20 protein-coding genes are annotated in these 18,519 nt (G+C 37.6%); 9 read left to right on the forward strand and 11 right to left on the reverse strand.

Going from position 1 to position 18,519, the window contains the following annotated elements; all coding sequences use genetic code 11:
- Position 1: 1 nt before the first annotated feature.
- The 9 genes from surE to CAL6303_RS17660 form a co-directional block, all read right to left on the reverse strand.
- Positions 2–682 (reverse strand): 5'/3'-nucleotidase SurE, encoded by a 681-nt coding sequence (gene surE, locus CAL6303_RS17620; RefSeq protein ID WP_015199173.1) that lies wholly within the window; start codon positions 680–682, stop codon positions 2–4.
- A gap of 104 nt (positions 683–786) precedes the next feature.
- On the reverse strand, positions 787–1,359 hold the full coding sequence (locus CAL6303_RS17625) for an ureidoglycolate lyase (protein WP_015199174.1): 573 nt from the start codon (positions 1,357–1,359) through the stop codon (positions 787–789).
- 36 nt (positions 1,360–1,395) lie between these two features.
- A complete protein-coding gene (locus CAL6303_RS17630; RefSeq protein ID WP_015199175.1) occupies positions 1,396–2,262 on the reverse strand; it encodes a polysaccharide deacetylase family protein in 867 nt (288 codons plus the stop codon).
- 129 nt (positions 2,263–2,391) lie between these two features.
- Positions 2,392–2,886: a YbjN domain-containing protein gene (locus CAL6303_RS17635; protein WP_015199176.1), complete on the reverse strand. Its 495-nt coding sequence runs from the start codon at positions 2,884–2,886 to the stop codon at positions 2,392–2,394.
- 48 nt (positions 2,887–2,934) lie between these two features.
- Positions 2,935–3,948 (reverse strand): L-histidine N(alpha)-methyltransferase, encoded by a 1,014-nt coding sequence (gene egtD, locus CAL6303_RS17640; protein WP_015199177.1) that lies wholly within the window; start codon positions 3,946–3,948, stop codon positions 2,935–2,937.
- 43 nt (positions 3,949–3,991) lie between these two features.
- Positions 3,992–5,317 (reverse strand): ergothioneine biosynthesis protein EgtB, encoded by a 1,326-nt coding sequence (locus tag CAL6303_RS17645; protein WP_015199178.1) that lies wholly within the window; start codon positions 5,315–5,317, stop codon positions 3,992–3,994.
- Positions 5,289–6,071 (reverse strand): ergothioneine biosynthesis protein EgtC, encoded by a 783-nt coding sequence (gene egtC / locus CAL6303_RS17650; protein ID WP_041739733.1) that lies wholly within the window; start codon positions 6,069–6,071, stop codon positions 5,289–5,291. Before egtC ends, CAL6303_RS17645 begins: the two co-directional genes overlap by 29 nt.
- Positions 6,072–6,522: 451 nt before the next feature.
- Entirely contained in the window at positions 6,523–7,140 is a 618-nt protein-coding gene (locus CAL6303_RS17655; RefSeq protein WP_015199180.1) for a type IV pilin-like G/H family protein, read from the reverse strand.
- Positions 7,141–7,325: 185 nt separating this feature from the next.
- Positions 7,326–8,648, reverse strand: coding sequence for a class I SAM-dependent methyltransferase (locus CAL6303_RS17660; RefSeq protein WP_015199181.1), 1,323 nt, complete (start codon positions 8,646–8,648; stop codon positions 7,326–7,328).
- 180 nt (positions 8,649–8,828) lie between these two features.
- Between CAL6303_RS17660 and CAL6303_RS29995 the strand changes: the two genes are divergently transcribed.
- From CAL6303_RS29995 to CAL6303_RS17680, 6 genes are all read left to right on the forward strand, one after another.
- Positions 8,829–9,044, forward strand: a complete 216-nt coding sequence (locus CAL6303_RS29995) for a hypothetical protein (RefSeq protein WP_144051061.1) — start codon at positions 8,829–8,831, stop codon at positions 9,042–9,044.
- A gap of 37 nt (positions 9,045–9,081) precedes the next feature.
- Positions 9,082–9,972 (forward strand): ABC transporter permease, encoded by an 891-nt coding sequence (locus CAL6303_RS17665; protein ID WP_015199182.1) that lies wholly within the window; start codon positions 9,082–9,084, stop codon positions 9,970–9,972.
- Between the two features lie 203 nt (positions 9,973–10,175).
- A complete protein-coding gene (locus CAL6303_RS17670; protein WP_015199183.1) occupies positions 10,176–10,691 on the forward strand; it encodes a DUF2996 domain-containing protein in 516 nt (171 codons plus the stop codon).
- 257 nt (positions 10,692–10,948) lie between these two features.
- Complete coding sequence (gene acsF / locus CAL6303_RS17675) at positions 10,949–12,025, forward strand: magnesium-protoporphyrin IX monomethyl ester (oxidative) cyclase (protein WP_015199184.1); 1,077 nt, start codon at positions 10,949–10,951, stop codon at positions 12,023–12,025.
- A gap of 2 nt (positions 12,026–12,027) precedes the next feature.
- Complete coding sequence (locus CAL6303_RS30000; protein WP_144051062.1) at positions 12,028–12,207, forward strand: hypothetical protein; 180 nt, start codon at positions 12,028–12,030, stop codon at positions 12,205–12,207.
- A 235-nt stretch (positions 12,208–12,442) separates the two neighbouring features.
- On the forward strand, positions 12,443–13,117 hold the full coding sequence (locus CAL6303_RS17680; RefSeq protein ID WP_015199185.1) for a hypothetical protein: 675 nt from the start codon (positions 12,443–12,445) through the stop codon (positions 13,115–13,117).
- Between the two features lie 163 nt (positions 13,118–13,280).
- On the opposite strand, the gene CAL6303_RS17685 is transcribed toward CAL6303_RS17680, so the two are convergent.
- Positions 13,281–13,472 (reverse strand): hypothetical protein, encoded by a 192-nt coding sequence (locus tag CAL6303_RS17685; RefSeq protein ID WP_015199186.1) that lies wholly within the window; start codon positions 13,470–13,472, stop codon positions 13,281–13,283.
- 218 nt (positions 13,473–13,690) lie between these two features.
- Here CAL6303_RS17685 and CAL6303_RS17690 point away from each other — a divergent pair, with 218 nt between their 5' ends.
- The 3 genes from CAL6303_RS17690 (at position 13,691) to CAL6303_RS30415 (ending at position 17,090) form a co-directional block, all read left to right on the forward strand.
- On the forward strand, positions 13,691–15,214 hold the full coding sequence (locus tag CAL6303_RS17690; RefSeq protein ID WP_015199187.1) for a CPBP family intramembrane glutamic endopeptidase: 1,524 nt from the start codon (positions 13,691–13,693) through the stop codon (positions 15,212–15,214).
- 1,207 nt (positions 15,215–16,421) lie between these two features.
- Positions 16,422–16,697, forward strand: coding sequence for a TM2 domain-containing protein (locus tag CAL6303_RS17695; protein WP_015199188.1), 276 nt, complete (start codon positions 16,422–16,424; stop codon positions 16,695–16,697).
- Positions 16,698–16,913: 216 nt separating this feature from the next.
- Positions 16,914–17,090 carry a hypothetical protein gene (locus CAL6303_RS30415; protein ID WP_158333165.1) on the forward strand — a complete coding sequence of 59 codons (177 nt, stop codon included), beginning with the start codon at positions 16,914–16,916 and terminating at the stop codon, positions 17,088–17,090.
- A 148-nt stretch (positions 17,091–17,238) separates the two neighbouring features.
- On the opposite strand, the gene CAL6303_RS17705 is transcribed toward CAL6303_RS30415, so the two are convergent.
- A complete protein-coding gene (locus tag CAL6303_RS17705; protein WP_015199190.1) occupies positions 17,239–18,519 on the reverse strand; it encodes a tetratricopeptide repeat protein in 1,281 nt (426 codons plus the stop codon).

Genomic DNA, 18,519 nt, shown 5'->3' on the forward strand with positions numbered 1-18,519 from the left:
ATTAAACTGTCAGTTGAGTAATTGCGATATTGCCAGAGAAACACACATCAATATCGCTGTCAGGAGTGCGATCGCGTTTGCTGTAATCGCCTACATAATAGAAGTTATTGCCCTCAATCCGGAAGTTAATGGGTAATGGTTTAACGCAAGGTTGACAAAACACTATTTCAGGTTCGGGTGCATCAGGGAGTAAATGCGGCAAATTCACATTCCAAAAACTCCCTGCTTCCAAGGGATGTGTGAACAACTCACCAAGTACTTTTTTTGTCCACCGTGTTGCTGCATCCCAGTTATAATCTAGTTTCCCCTTACGATAGTGGGAAATAGCGATTCCCGGTATACCATGCATCGCGGCTTCCCGCACCGCAGCAACGGTACCGGATATATAAGCATCAACTCCTAGGTTTCCTCCAGCATTGATCCCCGATAAAACGTATTTGACATCTTTGCATATATGTGAGATTGCAATTCTGGTGCAATCAGCAGGAGTCCCAGCAATAGCATATGTATTTTCCGATCTTTTGTGAAGTGCGATCGCGTTTGTCGTTGTCACCTGATGTCCACAACCTGACTGATGATCTTTTGGGGCAGCAATTATTACTTTATAACCATCTACGGCTTGAATTAAAGCTTGAATTCCTGGTGCATCAATTCCATCATCATTTGTCAGAATTAAAGTCATAATATTAGCATTTTCCTATTTTTATTAAACCCCGTAGAGACGCGATACATCGCGTCTCTCTTTGTGATGATAATCCATCATTTCTTGTCACGAATTATATATATCTAAACATCCAATTCAAATTCACAACCTAAACGCTTCGGCAAAGATATTTTATAAACATCACCTTGATTCATTTCCCCAGGTTCCTGCATCTGACTTAATGCCGTCACAACCTCATCAGAATTAGCAGTTAAAATCACCACAGGTTCCTCACAAGCAATAGGAAAATCGTGCCATGTTCCTAGATGTAATAACAGTCCATGTCCAGGAGGAAAACGTATAGCTTTAACTTCGGATAAATCAGGTAAATCCTCATTTTTATTCTGATTTGGAGGTGCCATTACCATAATAAATGGAGACTGCCCTAAGGCAATAAACATTTGTGTCATATATAAATGACGTTCCAGCCACATAATAGCTGGATATCCCGGCAAAATTTTCGCGGTTCTAAAAGTCGCAGTTCCACGATAAGTAAAGTCGATGTTTTCTCCTTCAATCACCCTTTCTTGATAGAAAGGAATTCCTAATCCTGGTTTACTCACATCATCACCCAAAAGATAACCATAGGGCTGAATATTTTCTGAATTAGCATCAATTACAGGAATGATAATAGTTTTAATTGGGGATGTATTCATATGGATTAAGGTTTAATATTTAGCAGCTTATTCATCCTAATCTTTGGCATCTTTAGTAAATAACTTATAGATTTCTTCACCTGTAGTTAGCCAAGTTTGAGATTTATTTTTGATATAGGACAAACACTGCTTTAGATATTTTAATCGTAACGGTTGCCCAACAATAAAAGGATGTAAGCCAATTGCCATCACTCTAGCATTGGTTCTGCCATCATGCCATAACTGATCAAATTGATCTATAATTGCTTGAGAAAATTGTTCGCCACTAAATCGATTACTCAAACATAATGTAATATCATTTGCTTCAATAGTGTAAGGAATTGCTAACATTTTTTGCTCTTTAACCGGGTACCAGTAAGGTTGATCATCATTTACCCAATCAGCAGTGTAGACAATACCTGCTTGATGCAACAATTCAAATGTAGATTCAGTGATGGAAAATCCTGGAGTTAACCAACCTTGAGGATGTTTACCTGTGGATTGTTTTAATAAACTAATTGTTCGCTGAATTGTTACCCATTCCTCTTCTTTCTCCATAGCACTATGACCAGTAGAATTATTAATTCCATGTGCCATAATTTCCCAGTTATGTTCTTGCATTGCTGTCATAATTTCCGGGTAGAAAGTACATATTTCTCCATTAACTGCGGCAGTAACTGGTATTTCTAACTCCTGAAAAAGCTCTAATAAACGCCAAATTCCTACACGATTGCCGTAATCTCTCCAAGCATAATTAGCAATTTCGGGATGACTATTTAAATGAGGTTGAATTGCAGTTCCTAGTTTACCAAATGTGAAATGTTCAACATTCATCACTACCCAGACTGCAACCCTAGCATGATTCGGTAGTTTTAAAATTGGACGTTGATGAATTGCTTGAAATAACGGTGGTTCTAAATGCATAGATGTTTTGGTATTGAGATAACTAAATTTATTAATACTGTAGGGGTAAAGCGCATTGCTAAACCCCTACAACAGATGCGGTTAAAATAGGTGAAAATTTGCTGCAAGATGCTAACGTTCAAATTCTGGTTATACAGTTCCAAACTCAGCTTGTAAAATATCATCGTTATCATCAGCAACAGTTGCCACAATCGTAATTAAACGGGACACTTCACCAGCAGACAACTCAGCTAAATTCCGCGTCGTAATTACAACAACCTGATTTTCAATAATTCCAAAACGCGATTCAAAAGTGCTAGAACAATTCATTTCTAGAAGTCTCCGCATCAAACCGAGTTCATCTTTTGCTGGTAATTTCAGCACCGCAGCCCAAACAGTTATGGTATCCTCATCCTTAGTACCCGTTAACTGTACAAATACTTCAGCACTACCATACTTGAACTTCCACAAATATCCACCTTCAGCAGGGTGGCTAACCATCGCACTATCATCTTGTTCTAGAGAATCAATAACATTCTCGATAGTTTCCACATGGTTGATGGATAAATTTTCAGCAATGATTTCATCGACATTTTTCTCAGACGCGATAAAGCTCGCATCTGTGCTGGATTGGTAATTTGTCATCTGAGTCTGCTCCTCAAGTTTACTCTACAACTACCCCTACTTTATAGCTCAATATTGACAAAGTATTAAACCAAACCATTCATTCTTGTCAGTCCAGATTTTTTGTGGTGCTAAATCATGTAATCTCAATTGATTCTGAATCTCATCTAGATTAAACTTTCTAGATATTTCAGTTAAAATTGTTTCATTTTGCTCGAAATGCACAGTTATATTTAATTTCTTCAAATTTACAACCTGGCGTTTCAAAGAGCGTAGATGCATCTCAATTTGGCTTTGCTTCTCATTAAAAAACGCAAAGTGTTCAAATTCACTCAAATTAAAATCACCATCAAATAAATAATTTAAGTGTTCCAATATATTTAAATTAAAAGCAGCAGTCACACCTTGACTATCATTATATGCAGCTTCTAGGATCTCTTTAGGTTTTTGCAAATCTATCCCTAATAAAAAATATTCTCCCTTGTGCAAAGCATCAGTAATTTGTGATAAAAATATATCACATTCTTCAATAGTCAAATTACCCAGTGTACTTCCAATAAATGCTAACATCCGATTAAATAGCTTTTTTTCGGGAAGTTCTAAAAGTGCTGATTCATAAGTCCCTACTAATGCATGAACATCCAAATTAGGATAATCTATTAGTAATTTGTTCGCACTACTCTCTAAAATTCCTCCACTCACATCAATAGGTAGATAGCGCAATGAAAAATTATTTACTTTATAAGCATCCAATAAAATTCTAGTTTTTGTTGAGCTACCACTACCGAGTTCTATTAACTCACATTCACCAGTTAAATTAGCAATTTCACTGGCACAACTTTGGAAAATTGCTGTCTCCGTCCGCGTCACATAATACTCTGGCAACTCACAAATTTTTTCAAATAACTGTGATCCCTTATCATCATAAAAATATTTTGGCGGAAGTGATTTTTGAACCTGAGTTAACCCCTTGATTACATCAATTCCCACAGTTGTCACCAATGTGGTGGGTTTGTGCAAACGCTGTATTTGTAAGCGTTTATTATTAATATTGTTCTGCAAATCAACTTGATTTTTCCCCATAGTACCCTCACACACCTAATTAAATATTCCTAATTCAACCTGATTATTTAGCACAGCGAAAACCTGCAAAAATCTGTCGCACATGCGGGTGATACCAATTCCGAAAGCTAGCACGCAAAGTAAAGCTACGAGTTGCCCAGCTACCACCCTTCAAAACTCTATGTTGTCCATCAAAATATACCTGTGAATAGCCCTTATATGGATAATATTTAAATCCGGGATAAGCAGTGAACCAAGAATCAGTCCATTCCCAAACGTTTCCTAATGCATCATACATGCCATATGGACTTTTCCCGCTATGATAAGTATCAATTGGTGTGGTTTGAGAAATAGCTGCATTACAATTACAAAAATCTTCCATAGGTTCAGTTTTCCCCCATGGATATATTCGACTACAGTTGAATTCTGCGTCCCAACTTGATGCTTTTTCCCACTCTGCTTCGGTAGGTAAACGCTTACCCAAAAATTTGGCATAAGCTTCTGCTTCATACCAGCTTACTCCACACACGGGATGATTTTTGTCAACTAGTTGAGCATCCCAATAAAGTGGTGCTTTCACCTTCGCTGATTGTAACCATTCCCATCCTGTACCACTCCACCACAAAGGATTTTCATAACCACCTGCTGCCATAAATAAATTATACTGTTCACAAGTTACTGGATATTTATCAATCAAGTAACTATCCAAATATAGAGAATGGGAAGGCTTTTCATTATCTAAAGCATCAATAGAATCACTCCCCATGACAAATTGTCCAGATGGAATTTTAATCATTTCGTCAGCAATACTTGCGTGAAACTGCACTTCCTCAGCTAATTTACAACCTATTAAAAACTGTTTTGATTCTAGCTGTTGAAAATTTCGCTGCATCAACTGCAAAATAAATGCAACCGTCTCGCAATGTTGACATTCGTGCTGAAGTATAAACCACCATAATCTGGCATTTGCTTCTACATCTGCAACTTCCAAACAATCTAAAACCCTCTCTCTTACAGCATCTAAATAAAACCGAGTATTCTCAATACTGGGTAATTTTATCCGCTGATTTTTGGGCAAACCATCAGCAGCAAATAACCGACGATATTGCGGAAATAATGAATTTTCATCCGCGCAACCTTCAAGCAACCATAATGATTCAGCATAGGCAATATGTCCAAAATGCCAACCAACCGGACTAAAATCACAATGAACTTGACAGCAAAAACTCTCCTCATTCACTTGTGTCAGTAATTCCAATGTTTGACTACGACATTCTTGCAATGCTTTCACGAAGTTATATCGCAAGAGTGTTGCATTATCATAGTTAGTGTGATTAATAGCCTGCAAATTTGCCGTTAACTTATATTTGTTCACTGTAAATATCACCATCTTGCCCAACGATGATGATACTATTTTCTGGACATTCAATCCAATCACCAGCAAATAGGGGTTCCGATGCGATGATTACCGAGTTAGGAAAACTAGGATGATTTTTTAACCAATATAGCGAAGGTGCAGGAGATTTAGTTGCATATCGTGACACTAATAAGCGCTTACTATCGCTAATCACCAAATTCGCTGAAATATCTGTTTGATGAGTTTCAGCTAAATCATGGATTTCATTCAAAACTAACTGTAAAACCTGTTCCCAGCCCTTAGTAGGATGATTCTGCAAGCGTTCTAAAAATAGCCCAAAAATATGCTCTGAATCAGTACTTCCTTTAATCCAAGTGTAAATTTCATCACTTAGGAGATTCCGAATTGAACGGTATAAACTTTGTCTAAATTTCTCAACTCTACCGTTATGAATAAATAGTAAGTTCTTGTATCTAAAAGGTTGAGAATTACTCAAGTCTAATGGTTGCCCTGAAGTTGCACTACGAACATAAGCCAGAATATTCTCAGATTCTATGTAGCGACTAAGACTTGGCAAATTTAAATCATTCCAAATTGGCAGAATATTTCTATAGCTAAAAGCCTCTCCATCCTGACGATACCAACCCACGCCAAAACCATCCGCATTTACCACACCCGAAAGCATTTCCTGTGGCTGGTAGCTTTGGACAATCAGCGAATGTTCTGGCTCATACAAAAGCCTTTCTAAAGATGTAGGGGAGCCAATATAGGCAAGCAAACGACACATCTTATAGATTCTACACCCATTTGAATTTAAAGACACGCTGTTTTTCTTTTCCAGACTACAGCAGTCAATCATTTATAACTTTAATTTATAATTTATTAATTTCATATATGTATTAACTATAAATGTTGGGTGTTGTTAGTTGCAGATGGTGAGATGGGTATCCTCAAAAGGTGAGGTTTGCAAGTAGCAATGATTACACAAAATAGTAAATAAATGAGTAGTTCCGAAAAAGAATACATAGCAAAACGTTCCAAACGGGATAAGCGTTTGCGAACTATTATCACTTGGGTATCGATAATATCCTTTTTTGGCTCTTGGGTAAAAACTTAGTCTATTACCGTACAAAGCATAACAAAAAAGAGGGCAGAAATCTCTATCCCTCTTTTCAAAAGCTCAATTATAATTTTAGCATCTATTGCTAAACATCCTGTATAAGAGTGACTAAGCTATGTTACTTTGATGCATTGACGTAGTTACCAAGTTTTTTGCAGGATGCATTCACATCTGTAGCGCTGGTTAAAGCAACATCAGCAGCAGAAGCAAACTTTTGAGTACCAACTAAAGCTGCCTCTGCAACTGGTGGAGTTGCACCAGCACACAATCTTGCTACAGTTGTTGCTTCTTTACTTGTTGTCCCAATTGTTGTAATTGCAACACCACCAACGTAAGCTTTGACAGCACTTTTTGCATTAATAGCACCCTTGGAATCAACAGTTTGTGCTTGATTACTTACGAAGTCTTTAGCAGCACCACCATCCTCAATAACATACTTGTAATTTGTAGTAGTGGTATTTACGCCAAGCCCCAATTTGTTAAAATCAGCATTGTTGGCAAATTCATTGTTTTCAGCATAGTAAGCTTGTTGTGCGCGGTTCATTGAACCGACATAAGTTTGAGCTTCAGACTGTTTTGCTTTGTTAGCTTGGTTTAGGAAAGAAGGTAATGCAATAGCTGAAAGAATACCGATAATGATGATTACAACTAATAGCTCAATTAACGTAAAACCTTCATCTTGCTTCTTATTACGGAAAATATGTTGAAGTAATTTTGCTTTCAATTCAGTTTTCATATTAGTGTTTCCCTGGAATTTGTAGTCGGATTATTTATTTGCTTCTAGAAATAACTTACCCAGATAATTCCGGTTTCATATCACCCGGTAAAAAAATATTTTTCTTTGCCAGGATGAATAAATACACAAAAAGTAGAAACCCTTGTGAATTTCTACTTTTAGGCTCAAATCTACAAAAATTAGTATTATTGTTCCAGCAGAATATAACCAGAAGCTTCCAGATTAGATAAGAATTGACGAATCAAGTAAAAAGCTTGCTCATCTTCTGTTTGTTGCAAGGTTATGGGGTCTAGAGGTCGAATTTGCTTCCAGCGTTCTACCAGGGATGTCATAGACTGAGGTTGTTCTAGCAGAGGGATAAGACAATGTGCCATTGAACTATCGAGAATTAAGTCCTCCCCATTTAGAGATAAAAACTGACCAATGGCAAATGGTTTCATCGCTGTCACAGATTTCACCAACTCTTCGCGGAAATTAGGTGTTTTGAGTTGAGGATGAAGATATACTTTTGCTTGCTTCCAGTGGGAATCCTCCCATTCTGAAACTGGTATAAAGCTTTGACCCTGGTTGGGATGACCACACCAAAAATCGATTAATCTATGTATTGGGTGCAGCAGTTCAAATAGATAAAGCTTGTCTTCCTCTGATACTTCAGGTAAACTCATTGCCCAGTATGCAGGTAAGTTATCTGATTCTTTAAATAAATCCAGTAAATTCCATCTATGCCAATTGAGCATTTTGACAAACTCTAAATCGGCACCTTTGAAGCTTGCGAACATATCACGGATTGTATAACCCTTGTCTCCTTGGAATAGATAGTTCATTAGCATTTTTTCTTCAGCTTTTTCATCTTCGTAGCCGGAATCCCATGTTCTCGCTTTGAGCAATACTACGTCTCGTAGAGCTTTCATTGTTTCCGTTGCAATCTCTATTTCCATTTCACGGGGATTATCTTCCATCAAGCCCATAGTTTTGAATAGTTCTTGGGCACGGAATAAATAAGCGCGTTGAAATGCACAATGAAGGTTACTACGAATTATTCCTTCAGGTTTCAATACCGAACCCATTGATTTCAATGCTGCTGCTGGTGAAGGAAAAAGATATAAAAGTTCATCGCAGTTGATGTAATCGAAAGACATGCCTAAGCTTGATAAATCTTCAACTCCACATACGCGAAATTCAGCATTTTCAATTCCATGATACGCAAGACGCTGTTCGGCTAGTTTGACTGATTGCTCTGATATATCAACACCAATTACTTTTGCACCTGGGTTTGCTAATGCTAGGGTTAGGGATTTAAAACCGGAACCACATCCAGCATCTAAAATTACTTTATCTTTTGGATCTATAACTTTTTGATTTCTTTGATAGTAAGGTGTAATCAAAGAATGGAAATATAAAAGACTTATATTCTCTTTTGGTGAATCTTCTATAGGAATGCGAGGATAAGGAGCGCTATCAAATTGTTGGCGAATTTTTTCTAATAACTCAGATGTTTGTACTGCCATAGAATTTTCTCCTGAAAAATTATTTTTTCCTTCGCAAAACCTATGGCTAGAAGCACAAAGATATGCAGGAAAACCATTCGATATTCAGTATTCCCCAAATGCGATCGCGTTCTATCACCATCCAGGTTATTTTTTTGGAAATGCGAAGCTTGCGCGACTTAAGTTGTTCGCGTTTCTGGTTTGGATGGCATATCAATAGGGGTAAACAGCCGTTTACCCCTACCAGGAAATGTGTATGATGTGTTTGCGCGATCGCTCTTTGGCTTGATGGGTAGTTTTGCTGTTGTGGGTAAGGGAATATTGAATGCTGGGAACGGCTTACGTCGCGCAAGCTTCACGTTATGTCAACGACTCCATAGTTCGATAGTTGACAAAGGTGCCATTATCATCTACTAATCTTAACTCATAACGCTTAAGTGATAACTAAATAAATATGGCTGCGACGAAAAGCACAATCCCCAGATTCCTACAAATTAATAAGAATTCCAGCCTTTCCCAGAAAATGATGGTTGTGGGTTTGGCTTTAACTTTATTTTTTATCTTCATTGCTTTTTTTGCCCCGGTATTCCAATGGGTGGGAATAATTCAAAATCCTACAGATTCTTTGATTAATCCAATCCACGAACCACCTTCGGGAAAATATTGGTTTGGTACCAGCCGACAAGGGTATGATGTGTTTGCGCGATCGCTCTTTGGCGCGCAGGCTGCTTTACAGGTTGTTTTCTTGGCTACAGCCCTAAGTATGGTTGTGGGTGTACCGCTGGGAATGTTAAGCGGTTACTTGGGTGGCAAACTCGATAAGATGTTCCTGTTTATCATGGACAGCATCTACACTTTACCTGGTATGTTGCTTTCGGTGACACTGGCTTTCGTTGTGGGTAAGGGAATATTGAATGCTGCCCTTGCTATTAGTATTGCTTACATTCCCCAATATTATCGGGTTGTTCGGAACCATACAGTGAGTGTGAAAACCGAAGTCTTTATTGAAGCCGCCCAAGCGATGGGTGCAAATACTTGGCAAATACTTTCAAAATACCTGTTTTTTAATGTTATTCAAAGTGTTCCTGTACTTTTTACCCTCAACGCTGCCGATGCAATCTTGGTTTTGGGTGGTTTAGGGTTTTTAGGTTTGGGACTTCCTGATGAAGTTCCTGAATGGGGATATGATTTGAGACAAGCTTTGGAAGCTTTACCCACGGGAATTTGGTGGACGGCTTTATTTCCCGGATTAGCGATGACTTTAATGGTGGTGGGTTTATCGCTACTGGGTGAAGGTTTAAACGATTTTGTTAATCCCCGCTTAAGGAAGCAGATTCGGGGTTAAAAAACAAGTAATGAGTAATAAGTATGTTTTGTAACGGGGGTTTAATTTGAGGTTGAATATTTGGTGAGTGATAACTTGATTCTATGCTGAGAGTGGTAGGCTTGAATCGTGATATTAGTTTGGTTATGTCACAATGTAAGATGACAAATGCCCAAGGTAAGGCAGTACGCTCGATTAGCTAGACACAAGGAATAACAGCAGCTATGGCAGAAGAAACCAATCAAAATCAAGAACAAGATGTGCCTGAAGCTGCAACTGCTGAGAAAAAACCAGCAGCAGCTAAGAAACCAGTAGGTGATGCAGAAGCGGGTGCTAAACCAGCAGCTGCGAAGAAGGAAAAGGCTCCGACTGTCGAAGATAAACCGTTTTTAGACTTTATGCAACAGGATTATCTCCCTGCGTTGCAACAAGCGATCGCTAGTGAGGGTGTGCGGGATTTACAATTGAATTTTGCTAAACAAAAAGTTCCTGTACGGGGAATGCAAAATGCTGATGAGTGCTGGCAAATTGTCGGTAGCTGGCAAAATGGCAACCGTCAGTTTAATGTGTATTTCCCGGATGAGGATATTCAAGGGAAAAAAGGTTTCTCTTGTAATGAAGGCAGGGTTCCTAGCACTCTCGAATCATTTTTGATTGATGAACGCAAGGTTTCACTAGATATGCTGGTGAATCGCTTGGTTTGGCGTTTAAATGGTCAGAAGTGGTTGGGTAGAAATTAGGATTTGGGGAAATCTATCGCAATCTTATTTTATTTGTTCAGATCCCCGACTTCTTGAAGAAGTTGGGGATCTTTTTTAGAACTATATTTTTCAAATTGTTGCAACTCTTAACGTTTTTACCCTCCTGCTTTATACCTGAGCCTTGGTAAACTGGGATTTATACTTATGCAATTATTGGCGTTTATCCTGTTGCCTAAATACACAAATGTGGATTTATGGCAAACTCAAAAAATAAAAAAGGTAAGAGCAATTAAAACATGGTAGATTCCCTCAAAAAACCAGGCTTGGAAGAAATGCGTACAGGGACGAAAGTTCCTGCCAAGGAAACTCTGCTGACTCCTCGGTTTTATACCACTGACTTTGATGAAATGGCGAAGATGGATCTTTCCGTCAATGAGGATGAGTTGCTAGCCATTCTTGAAGAGTTCCGGGTTGACTATAACCGTCATCACTTTGTTCGAGATGAGCAATTTGAACAATCCTGGGATCATATTGATGGGGAAACTCGCCAGTTATTCGTCGAGTTTTTAGAACGTTCCTGTACAGCTGAGTTTTCGGGCTTTTTGCTGTATAAAGAGTTGGGTCGTCGTTTGAAGCATACGAGTCCTGTTTTGGCTGAGTGCTTTAATTTGATGTCGCGGGATGAAGCGCGTCATGCTGGCTTTTTGAACAAAGCACTATCTGACTTTAATATGTCATTGGATTTGGGCTTTTTAACTAAGAGTCGCAGCTATACGTTCTTTAAACCCAAGTTTATTTTCTATGCGACTTATTTGTCGGAAAAAATTGGTTATTGGCGTTATATCACCATTTTCGACCATTTAAATGCACATCCGGAAGACCGGATTTATCCAATTTTCCGCTGGTTTGATAACTGGTGTCAAGACGAAAACCGTCATGGTGACTTCTTTGATGCGGTTATGCGATCGCAACCTCAAATGCTGAACGATTGGAAAGCACGTCTCTGGAGTCGCTTCTTCCTATTATCGGTGTTTGCAACAATGTATCTCAATGATATTCAGCGTAAAGATTTCTACGCTTCTTTGGGACTTGATGCCAGAGAATATGATATCCATGTCATCAAGAAAACTAACGAAAATGCTGGACGAGTTTTCCCACTGATGTTAGATGTTGAAAACCCTGAGTTTTACCAACGCTTGGATGTTTGTGTGGAAAATAACAAAAAATTGAGCAGCATAGCGGGTTCAAATAGTCCTAAACCGCTCAAATTTATCCAAAAATTGCCTTACTATGTCTCTAATGGTTGGCAATTGCTACGGATGTATTTGATGAAACCAATTAACACGGAAGCTGCTGAAGGTACCGTCCGTTAGATTTGAATAATTTTTGTAATGATTATGATGGTTCTGCATGTTATTGTGCAGAACCATTTTTCATGGGTTCGGGTCGGTTAGCGATCGCTTATTTTACACGTTGTAGAGACGTAGCAGTGCTACGTCTCTACGGAATTGTGGATGTGTATATAACCGTCAAAATAAAATTGACAGACTACTAGGGGAACGGAAAAATAATGCTTCCAAAGTGTCTCTCCTTGCAGGAGAGAGATTTAGAGAGAGGTCTTTAGTATATATTTTGACTTTTAAAACAATCTCTAATACCAATTGAAATAATGATTGCAACACATCCAACGGTAGAGACGTAGCACTGCTACGTCTCTACAAATATCTATCTGTCGCATTGTTTTTTCAAATTGGTATAAGGTATATAATTATGATTTTCAGGTTTCCCAAGTGCTGAAGCATGTAATAACAACTTTAATCATATTAGCTGCTAGCCCCAGCTTTGGGGAAACACCATCATCAACAAAGTTAGATATAAACCCAGAAATTATTCAAAATAGTCCTGTATTACAACGTTGGCAAAATCAAGTTCCCAATGTTTTAGAAGATATTAAAAATGATCCCAGCTTCCGGACTCGTTTACGTTTCGGTTATTCACAGTTTCCATCATCTGGGCAAGCTGGAGGGCTAAATTTAGGGATTGAAGATGTTTTTATTGGTAAAACTAATTTTGTAGTTAATGGTAACTACCAAACTACATTTAATGGAAAACATCAGGCATACGGAGCTAATTTACAATATTATTTACGCCCTTTGGGTAGTTATATTAATTTTGCTCCCGTAATAGGCTATCATCACCTAGAAAGTGATAAATACACCAGTAATGGGATAAATTTGGGTGCTAAATTACAGTTATCCTTATCCCGTGGAGGTGCAGCAGATATATCACTAACTCAAAGTTGGGTTGCACCAGGTTCCACAGCAGAAGTTGGATTGACTAAGTTATCATTTGGTTATTCTGTGACACGTAACTTACGAATATCTACAGATATTGAAAAGCAAAACGCCAGACAAAGTAAAGATAGTCGTGTTGGTTTAGTTTTAGAGTGGATGGTAGGTAAATAAACCAGGGCAAAACAAAAACCGAAAATCCCGGACGTTCCAGTGGAACCTCTACCCTATATATTTAAGAGACTTCCAAATAAAAAAATATCCCAAAATATTGGATCATCTTTTTTGTGGAGTCCTCTAACACCGAATCCGATTTAATTCTAGATTTAATTCTAAATTATTTGAGAACAGCAACCCATTGCCGTGCAGCTTTATGTGCTGCTAATGCTGTTTGATAAATTTTGCATTCTCCAAAAACTCCACCTTCGGGACTGATGATGCGAAACTGCCAAGACTGAGTTTCGGTGAAAAAGACAATCAAAATAAAGCCTTCGGTACAAATAACGGTGTGAACGGTTGCTTTAGTCATAGTGCGAGTGACGCTGTGACAATTTATTAATTAACTTCCTTTTTCTCGCCCTCATGGTAGCAAACAGTGTATTTTCATGCTTATTTGATAATTTAATAATTTTTTAGTCTTTTTTGCCCTCACCTAAACCCCGAAAACACTGCCAATTGTATATCTTTCTTCTTTTTCTGCTATTTTATTGCGATAATCCCAAGAGGTGGAATAGTTAAGGATTCAAAATGACATTCAAGCGGTTTGTTTTAGCTTTGCTAACGGTGATTGCAATATTCCTGGCTAGTGACTCATTACTTCGCAGTTGGCAAAAACCACAAGTTCAAGGACGTTTGGAACTTTATCAAACTGATATTGTTCTCCAAGCTGCAAGTTGGGAAGATGAAGCAAGTAACAGTTTGCAAACTGCAAGCAAGGCAATTTTAGGGGCAAAACCACTAGAAGCTGCCGTTAAACAGTATCAAGATGCGCGGACATCAGCACAGGATAGCCTGACTACTGCGAAAAAACAACTAGATTCTGCCAATCCTCAACCAGATGTTAAACAGCAACAGTTAGAGAAATCGGTTGATGAATTAGAAAAATTATTGGGAGAACTGGATTTACGCCTAGGGGTTCTACAGGCACAACAGGGTAAAGTGGAAGATGCGATCGCATCTTGGAACAACCTCAAGAAAAATACCACCATCGAAGTAGGTTTACAAGATGCCGCAGATGTGCTGTCTGGACTTTGGAGTCAACCACCACAATTACTCCCAAATGCCCAAGAATTTATTCAAGCTAAATTAGACGGTTGGTTTCGCTATACAGCCTTAACTAAACTGTATCAACTTCAACAACTTCAAGATAAACTTGTCTTACTTCAAGCTTCACAACAAGAAATTGCCCAAGATGCAGCAATTAAACTTGCCCTAATTGCAGCTTTACCAAATCTCGCGGGTTTATTTGGAATTCTGCTGCTACTGTTCCTCGTTATTCAGCGACTAATTAAAGGAAAGCAATCACTTTTATCTCAAAATAGTGATTTAACTTGGACAACACCTTGGGATGGTGAGACAATTCTCGAAGTTTTTGTTGCTGGCTTTTTCTTGATGGGACAAATAATTGTCCCTTTGTCAATTTCTCTGCTTGTGTCTTTCCTGAAAATTCCCCATTCTGGAGACATCCGCATTGAAGCATTTTATATCTTAATTAACTACGTTTTTCTATCTGCTGGTGCATTATTAGTTCTGTATTTCTCCATTAAAAGATTTTTACCATTACCCGAAGGCTGGTTTCGTCTGAATTTCGGTAATGGAAAATGGATATTGTGGGGAATTGGCGGTTACTGTGTAGCAGTCCCCGTTGTATTAATTGTTTCATTGCTGAATCAAAAAATTTGGCAAGGACAAGGTGGTAGTAACCCGCTATTACAACTTGCTTTAGAAAGTCAAGATTCCGTCGCACTGGGTATCTTTTTCTTCACAGCCGCCATTGCAGCACCATTATTTGAAGAATTCCTCTTCCGTGGCTTTTTATTACCTTCCCTCACCCGTTACTTACCTGTGTGGGGTGCCATAGTCCTCAGTAGCTTGCTGTTTGCCGCCGCCCACCTGAGCCTTTCGGAGATTATTCCCTTGTTTTTTCTCGGTTGCATCCTAGGTGTAGTCTACACGCGATCGCGCAATCTCCTCGCCTCAATGTTACTTCATAGCCTTTGGAATAGTGGCACACTCCTCGCTTTATTCGTCCTGGGAAGTAGCAGCAAATAAAACTAAGCATATACTATTGACAAAAAAACCTAGTATATGTTTATTATATTGCTACGAAAAATAAATTACCGATAATTTATATCTCCCAACCCAGTAAATTGTTATTTAGGATACATTATTTTCCATAGTCTTCCCGTTAAATATGTAACATAGTCGGCATAGTTACAAAGTTGTCTTCTTTAGGGTGAACATGGCATTAGTAATAATATTATTATTAAGTAAAATTACTTTTTAATAATAATTTTAAGAAGCCTGTAAATTGACTTGAGAAAATATTTTCAAATTGACCCTAGTCAAAAGCATAACTATGAGTTAACTTAGTTAAGAATTAGATTCAGGAAGATTTAGTACTAGTACAGGTTGGTGGAAATAAGCCAACAATTCTGAATAGACATAAAGCTTGTTCTATCGGCTTTATTCCTTATATCCTCCTGTCTTGACATACTAATAAATCTTGCTCTTGTTTTGTGGCTTTATTGAATAATTAAGCGATAATCCAAATGCAAGTTCTACAGTTACTACCTAATATAATTAGCAGTCAGTAGCATTTAGATACAAGTCAAGCGCGGAATAGCTTAGTGAATTCATCTACGTGGTATTTTGTAGATAATAGAAAGATTAAAAAAATCCGGAAATTATTCTCATAAATATGTAGAAGAGATTAATAGGTCATAATAGATTTAGGGAAATATTATTTTTCGCATACCTATTTATGCTTTTAGATATAAATTTTTATATCTGAGTATAGGTATCATGATTATTGTTGGTTATTTTCAATTCTTATTACAACGAAATAAAAGCACCAGAGTTATATGATTTGCGGAACACTAGTTAACGTTACTTAGTCAATTGGATCTTTCAGGATACTCTCTGTTAGGTTAACTTTGCTAGCAACTAAATAGTTTTGGGGAAACATCATAGGACATTACCTAATGGTGATATTTAGGCAAATTTAAGGTATCTGCTGAACTTTAGCGACGTTAAAATTGACTATCCATCGAATCAAATTAGTTGCAAAAAGAGTACTGATAACCCACAGTCCCAAAATAAAAATTTGGAATACACTTAGCAAAGTTAACAAATAAAGTGTTAGTATCAGCTATTTATTTACGTAGTTGATTAATTAAGACTATCACTTTTATATAAGTTAGCTTTAATTGAGATTTGTTAGTGTTTTTTAACTTATTAATTCAGTAAATATACTACTATGGCAAATATTACCCCCAGTCACGCAACAAAACAGCTTTTATCTGGATATACCGGAATTATTTTTGGAGGTTTCGGTATTCATAAATTTGTACTTGGATACAGTCCGGAAGGTTCAATCATGATGATTGTATCGGTATTGGGTATTTTTTTCGCCTATGGAATTCCCTTTTTGATTATGCAATTAGTTGGCTTGATTGAGGGAATGGTTTACTTAAATAAATCTCATGAAGACTTTGTTGATACTTACTTTGTGAAACGTCAAGGTTGGTTTTAAAAAATAAGTAATGAGTAATGAGTACGTTTTTAACGGGGATTTTACAAGGCAGGCTTGCAGGATCATCTGACTCAGTAAACCTGCCTCCCCGACACAAAAAAATCTGCCTGTAGAGATAGAGTAATTAAACCCTCAGACTTTGTTAAATAAATCAAATAAAAATCAAGATTTATATTTTATCAACTAATCATGTTTCCTACTTGGAAATTTACTACTATGAAGCAACTTACAAATAAACGCATCATTCTGAGTCTGTTTGCACTATTTGGCTTGGCATATTTTAGTGGTATTTCCAACTTAGATATTAGTAGTTTTTGGCGAGGAGAATTTACCTTAATTCCCTTACAAATTATGGCTGTTACTTATGTCACATATCTACGCTGGCAAAGCTAATAAGTAGGTGGATATTGAAAATTTTCGTTGTGAGGAGTGAGTAGTAAGTAGTAAATAGTGAGTAGGGGTAAGCGGAAACATTTGGGGTAGCTTTGCCATAAATAGTTTCCAAGAAGTTGTGTTTATTCTTTTATTCTTACCTACTTACTTAATTTCCTCGTTCTTGTTCAATATCATAAATTACTTTTTCCAAATACCAATCATCCGACATTCCTGGATAGTTATATTGCGCTTCTTGAATTAATCTTTCAGCCATTCCCCAATAACCACCAACTAATCTTAATAGACGTTGCTGAAGTATTTTAGAACGGGATTCCTTTCCTTCTGAACTAGGAACAGTAATATTTTTTAAGGTATCTAATACTTTTTGATAATTTTGCCAGTCTTCTTGTTCGCAAAATATACTTGCTGCTTTTTGATAATCGTTGATGGCAAGTTTCATCTCTTCAATATGGGTATAAGCTAACCCTCGATGAATATAAGCATGTGCATGACTAGGATTAATTTCTAGGGCTTTATTATAATCTGTAATTGCTTCTAAATGATTGCCAACACTACGATATGCATTTCCACGGGCAATATACGTCATCCCATTTTCTGTTTCTTCTGGTTCAATATTCAATGCTTGGTTAAAGTCGGAAATTGCCCCTTGATTGTCTCCAATTTGTAATCGAGTTTTGCCACGATTACGGTAAACTATGGCATCTTGAAAGTTAAATTTAATTGCTTGATTAAAATCAGCAATTGCCTCGCGGTAGTTTTCTTGTTTATAGCGAATAATTCCACGGCAACAGTATGCTTTACCATCTTCAGAATCAACCTGTAAAGCCCAGCTTAAACTATCAAGGGCTTCACGGATATTACCATTTTCGGCTTTTTCGATCAGTTGTTTAAAGTAGTCAGCTTCAGAAGTGATAGTTAATGGTTGATTTTGGGGAGATGGGGCTGGTATGATTTGGGGCTTAGGTTGAAGTTGCTTGAGACTTTCTAAACAACGACGGCTATTTTCAGCATCTTGCTGTTGGAGATATAATTGTGCGGCTTTTTTGAAACTAGCGATCGCTTGATTGATATTTCCCTGTTTCCGCTGTACAATCCCTTGTAAGTTGTAAGCTGCGGCATAGTTGGAATTTAGGCGAATCGCCTGTTCAACATCATCTAAGGTTCCTGGTAAATTTTTTAATATTAACCTAGCTAATGCCCGACAGTAGTAAGCTTCTATTAGTTGAGGATCAAGCTTAAGAGCCTCAGTATAATCGGAAACAGCACGATGAACTTCACCAGAATCATAATAAGCCAAACCGCGTTTTAGATAAGCTTGGGAAAAATAGGGATTATTTTGTAACTCTTGACTAAAGTCTTGAATTGCCCCAACATAATCTTTTTGTTTAGCTTTTTCTAATCCCCGTTGAAAAAATTCTTGATTCAT

The sequence above is a fragment of the Calothrix sp. PCC 6303 genome (assembly GCF_000317435.1).
Lineage (GTDB): Bacteria > Cyanobacteriota > Cyanobacteriia > Cyanobacteriales > Nostocaceae > PCC-6303.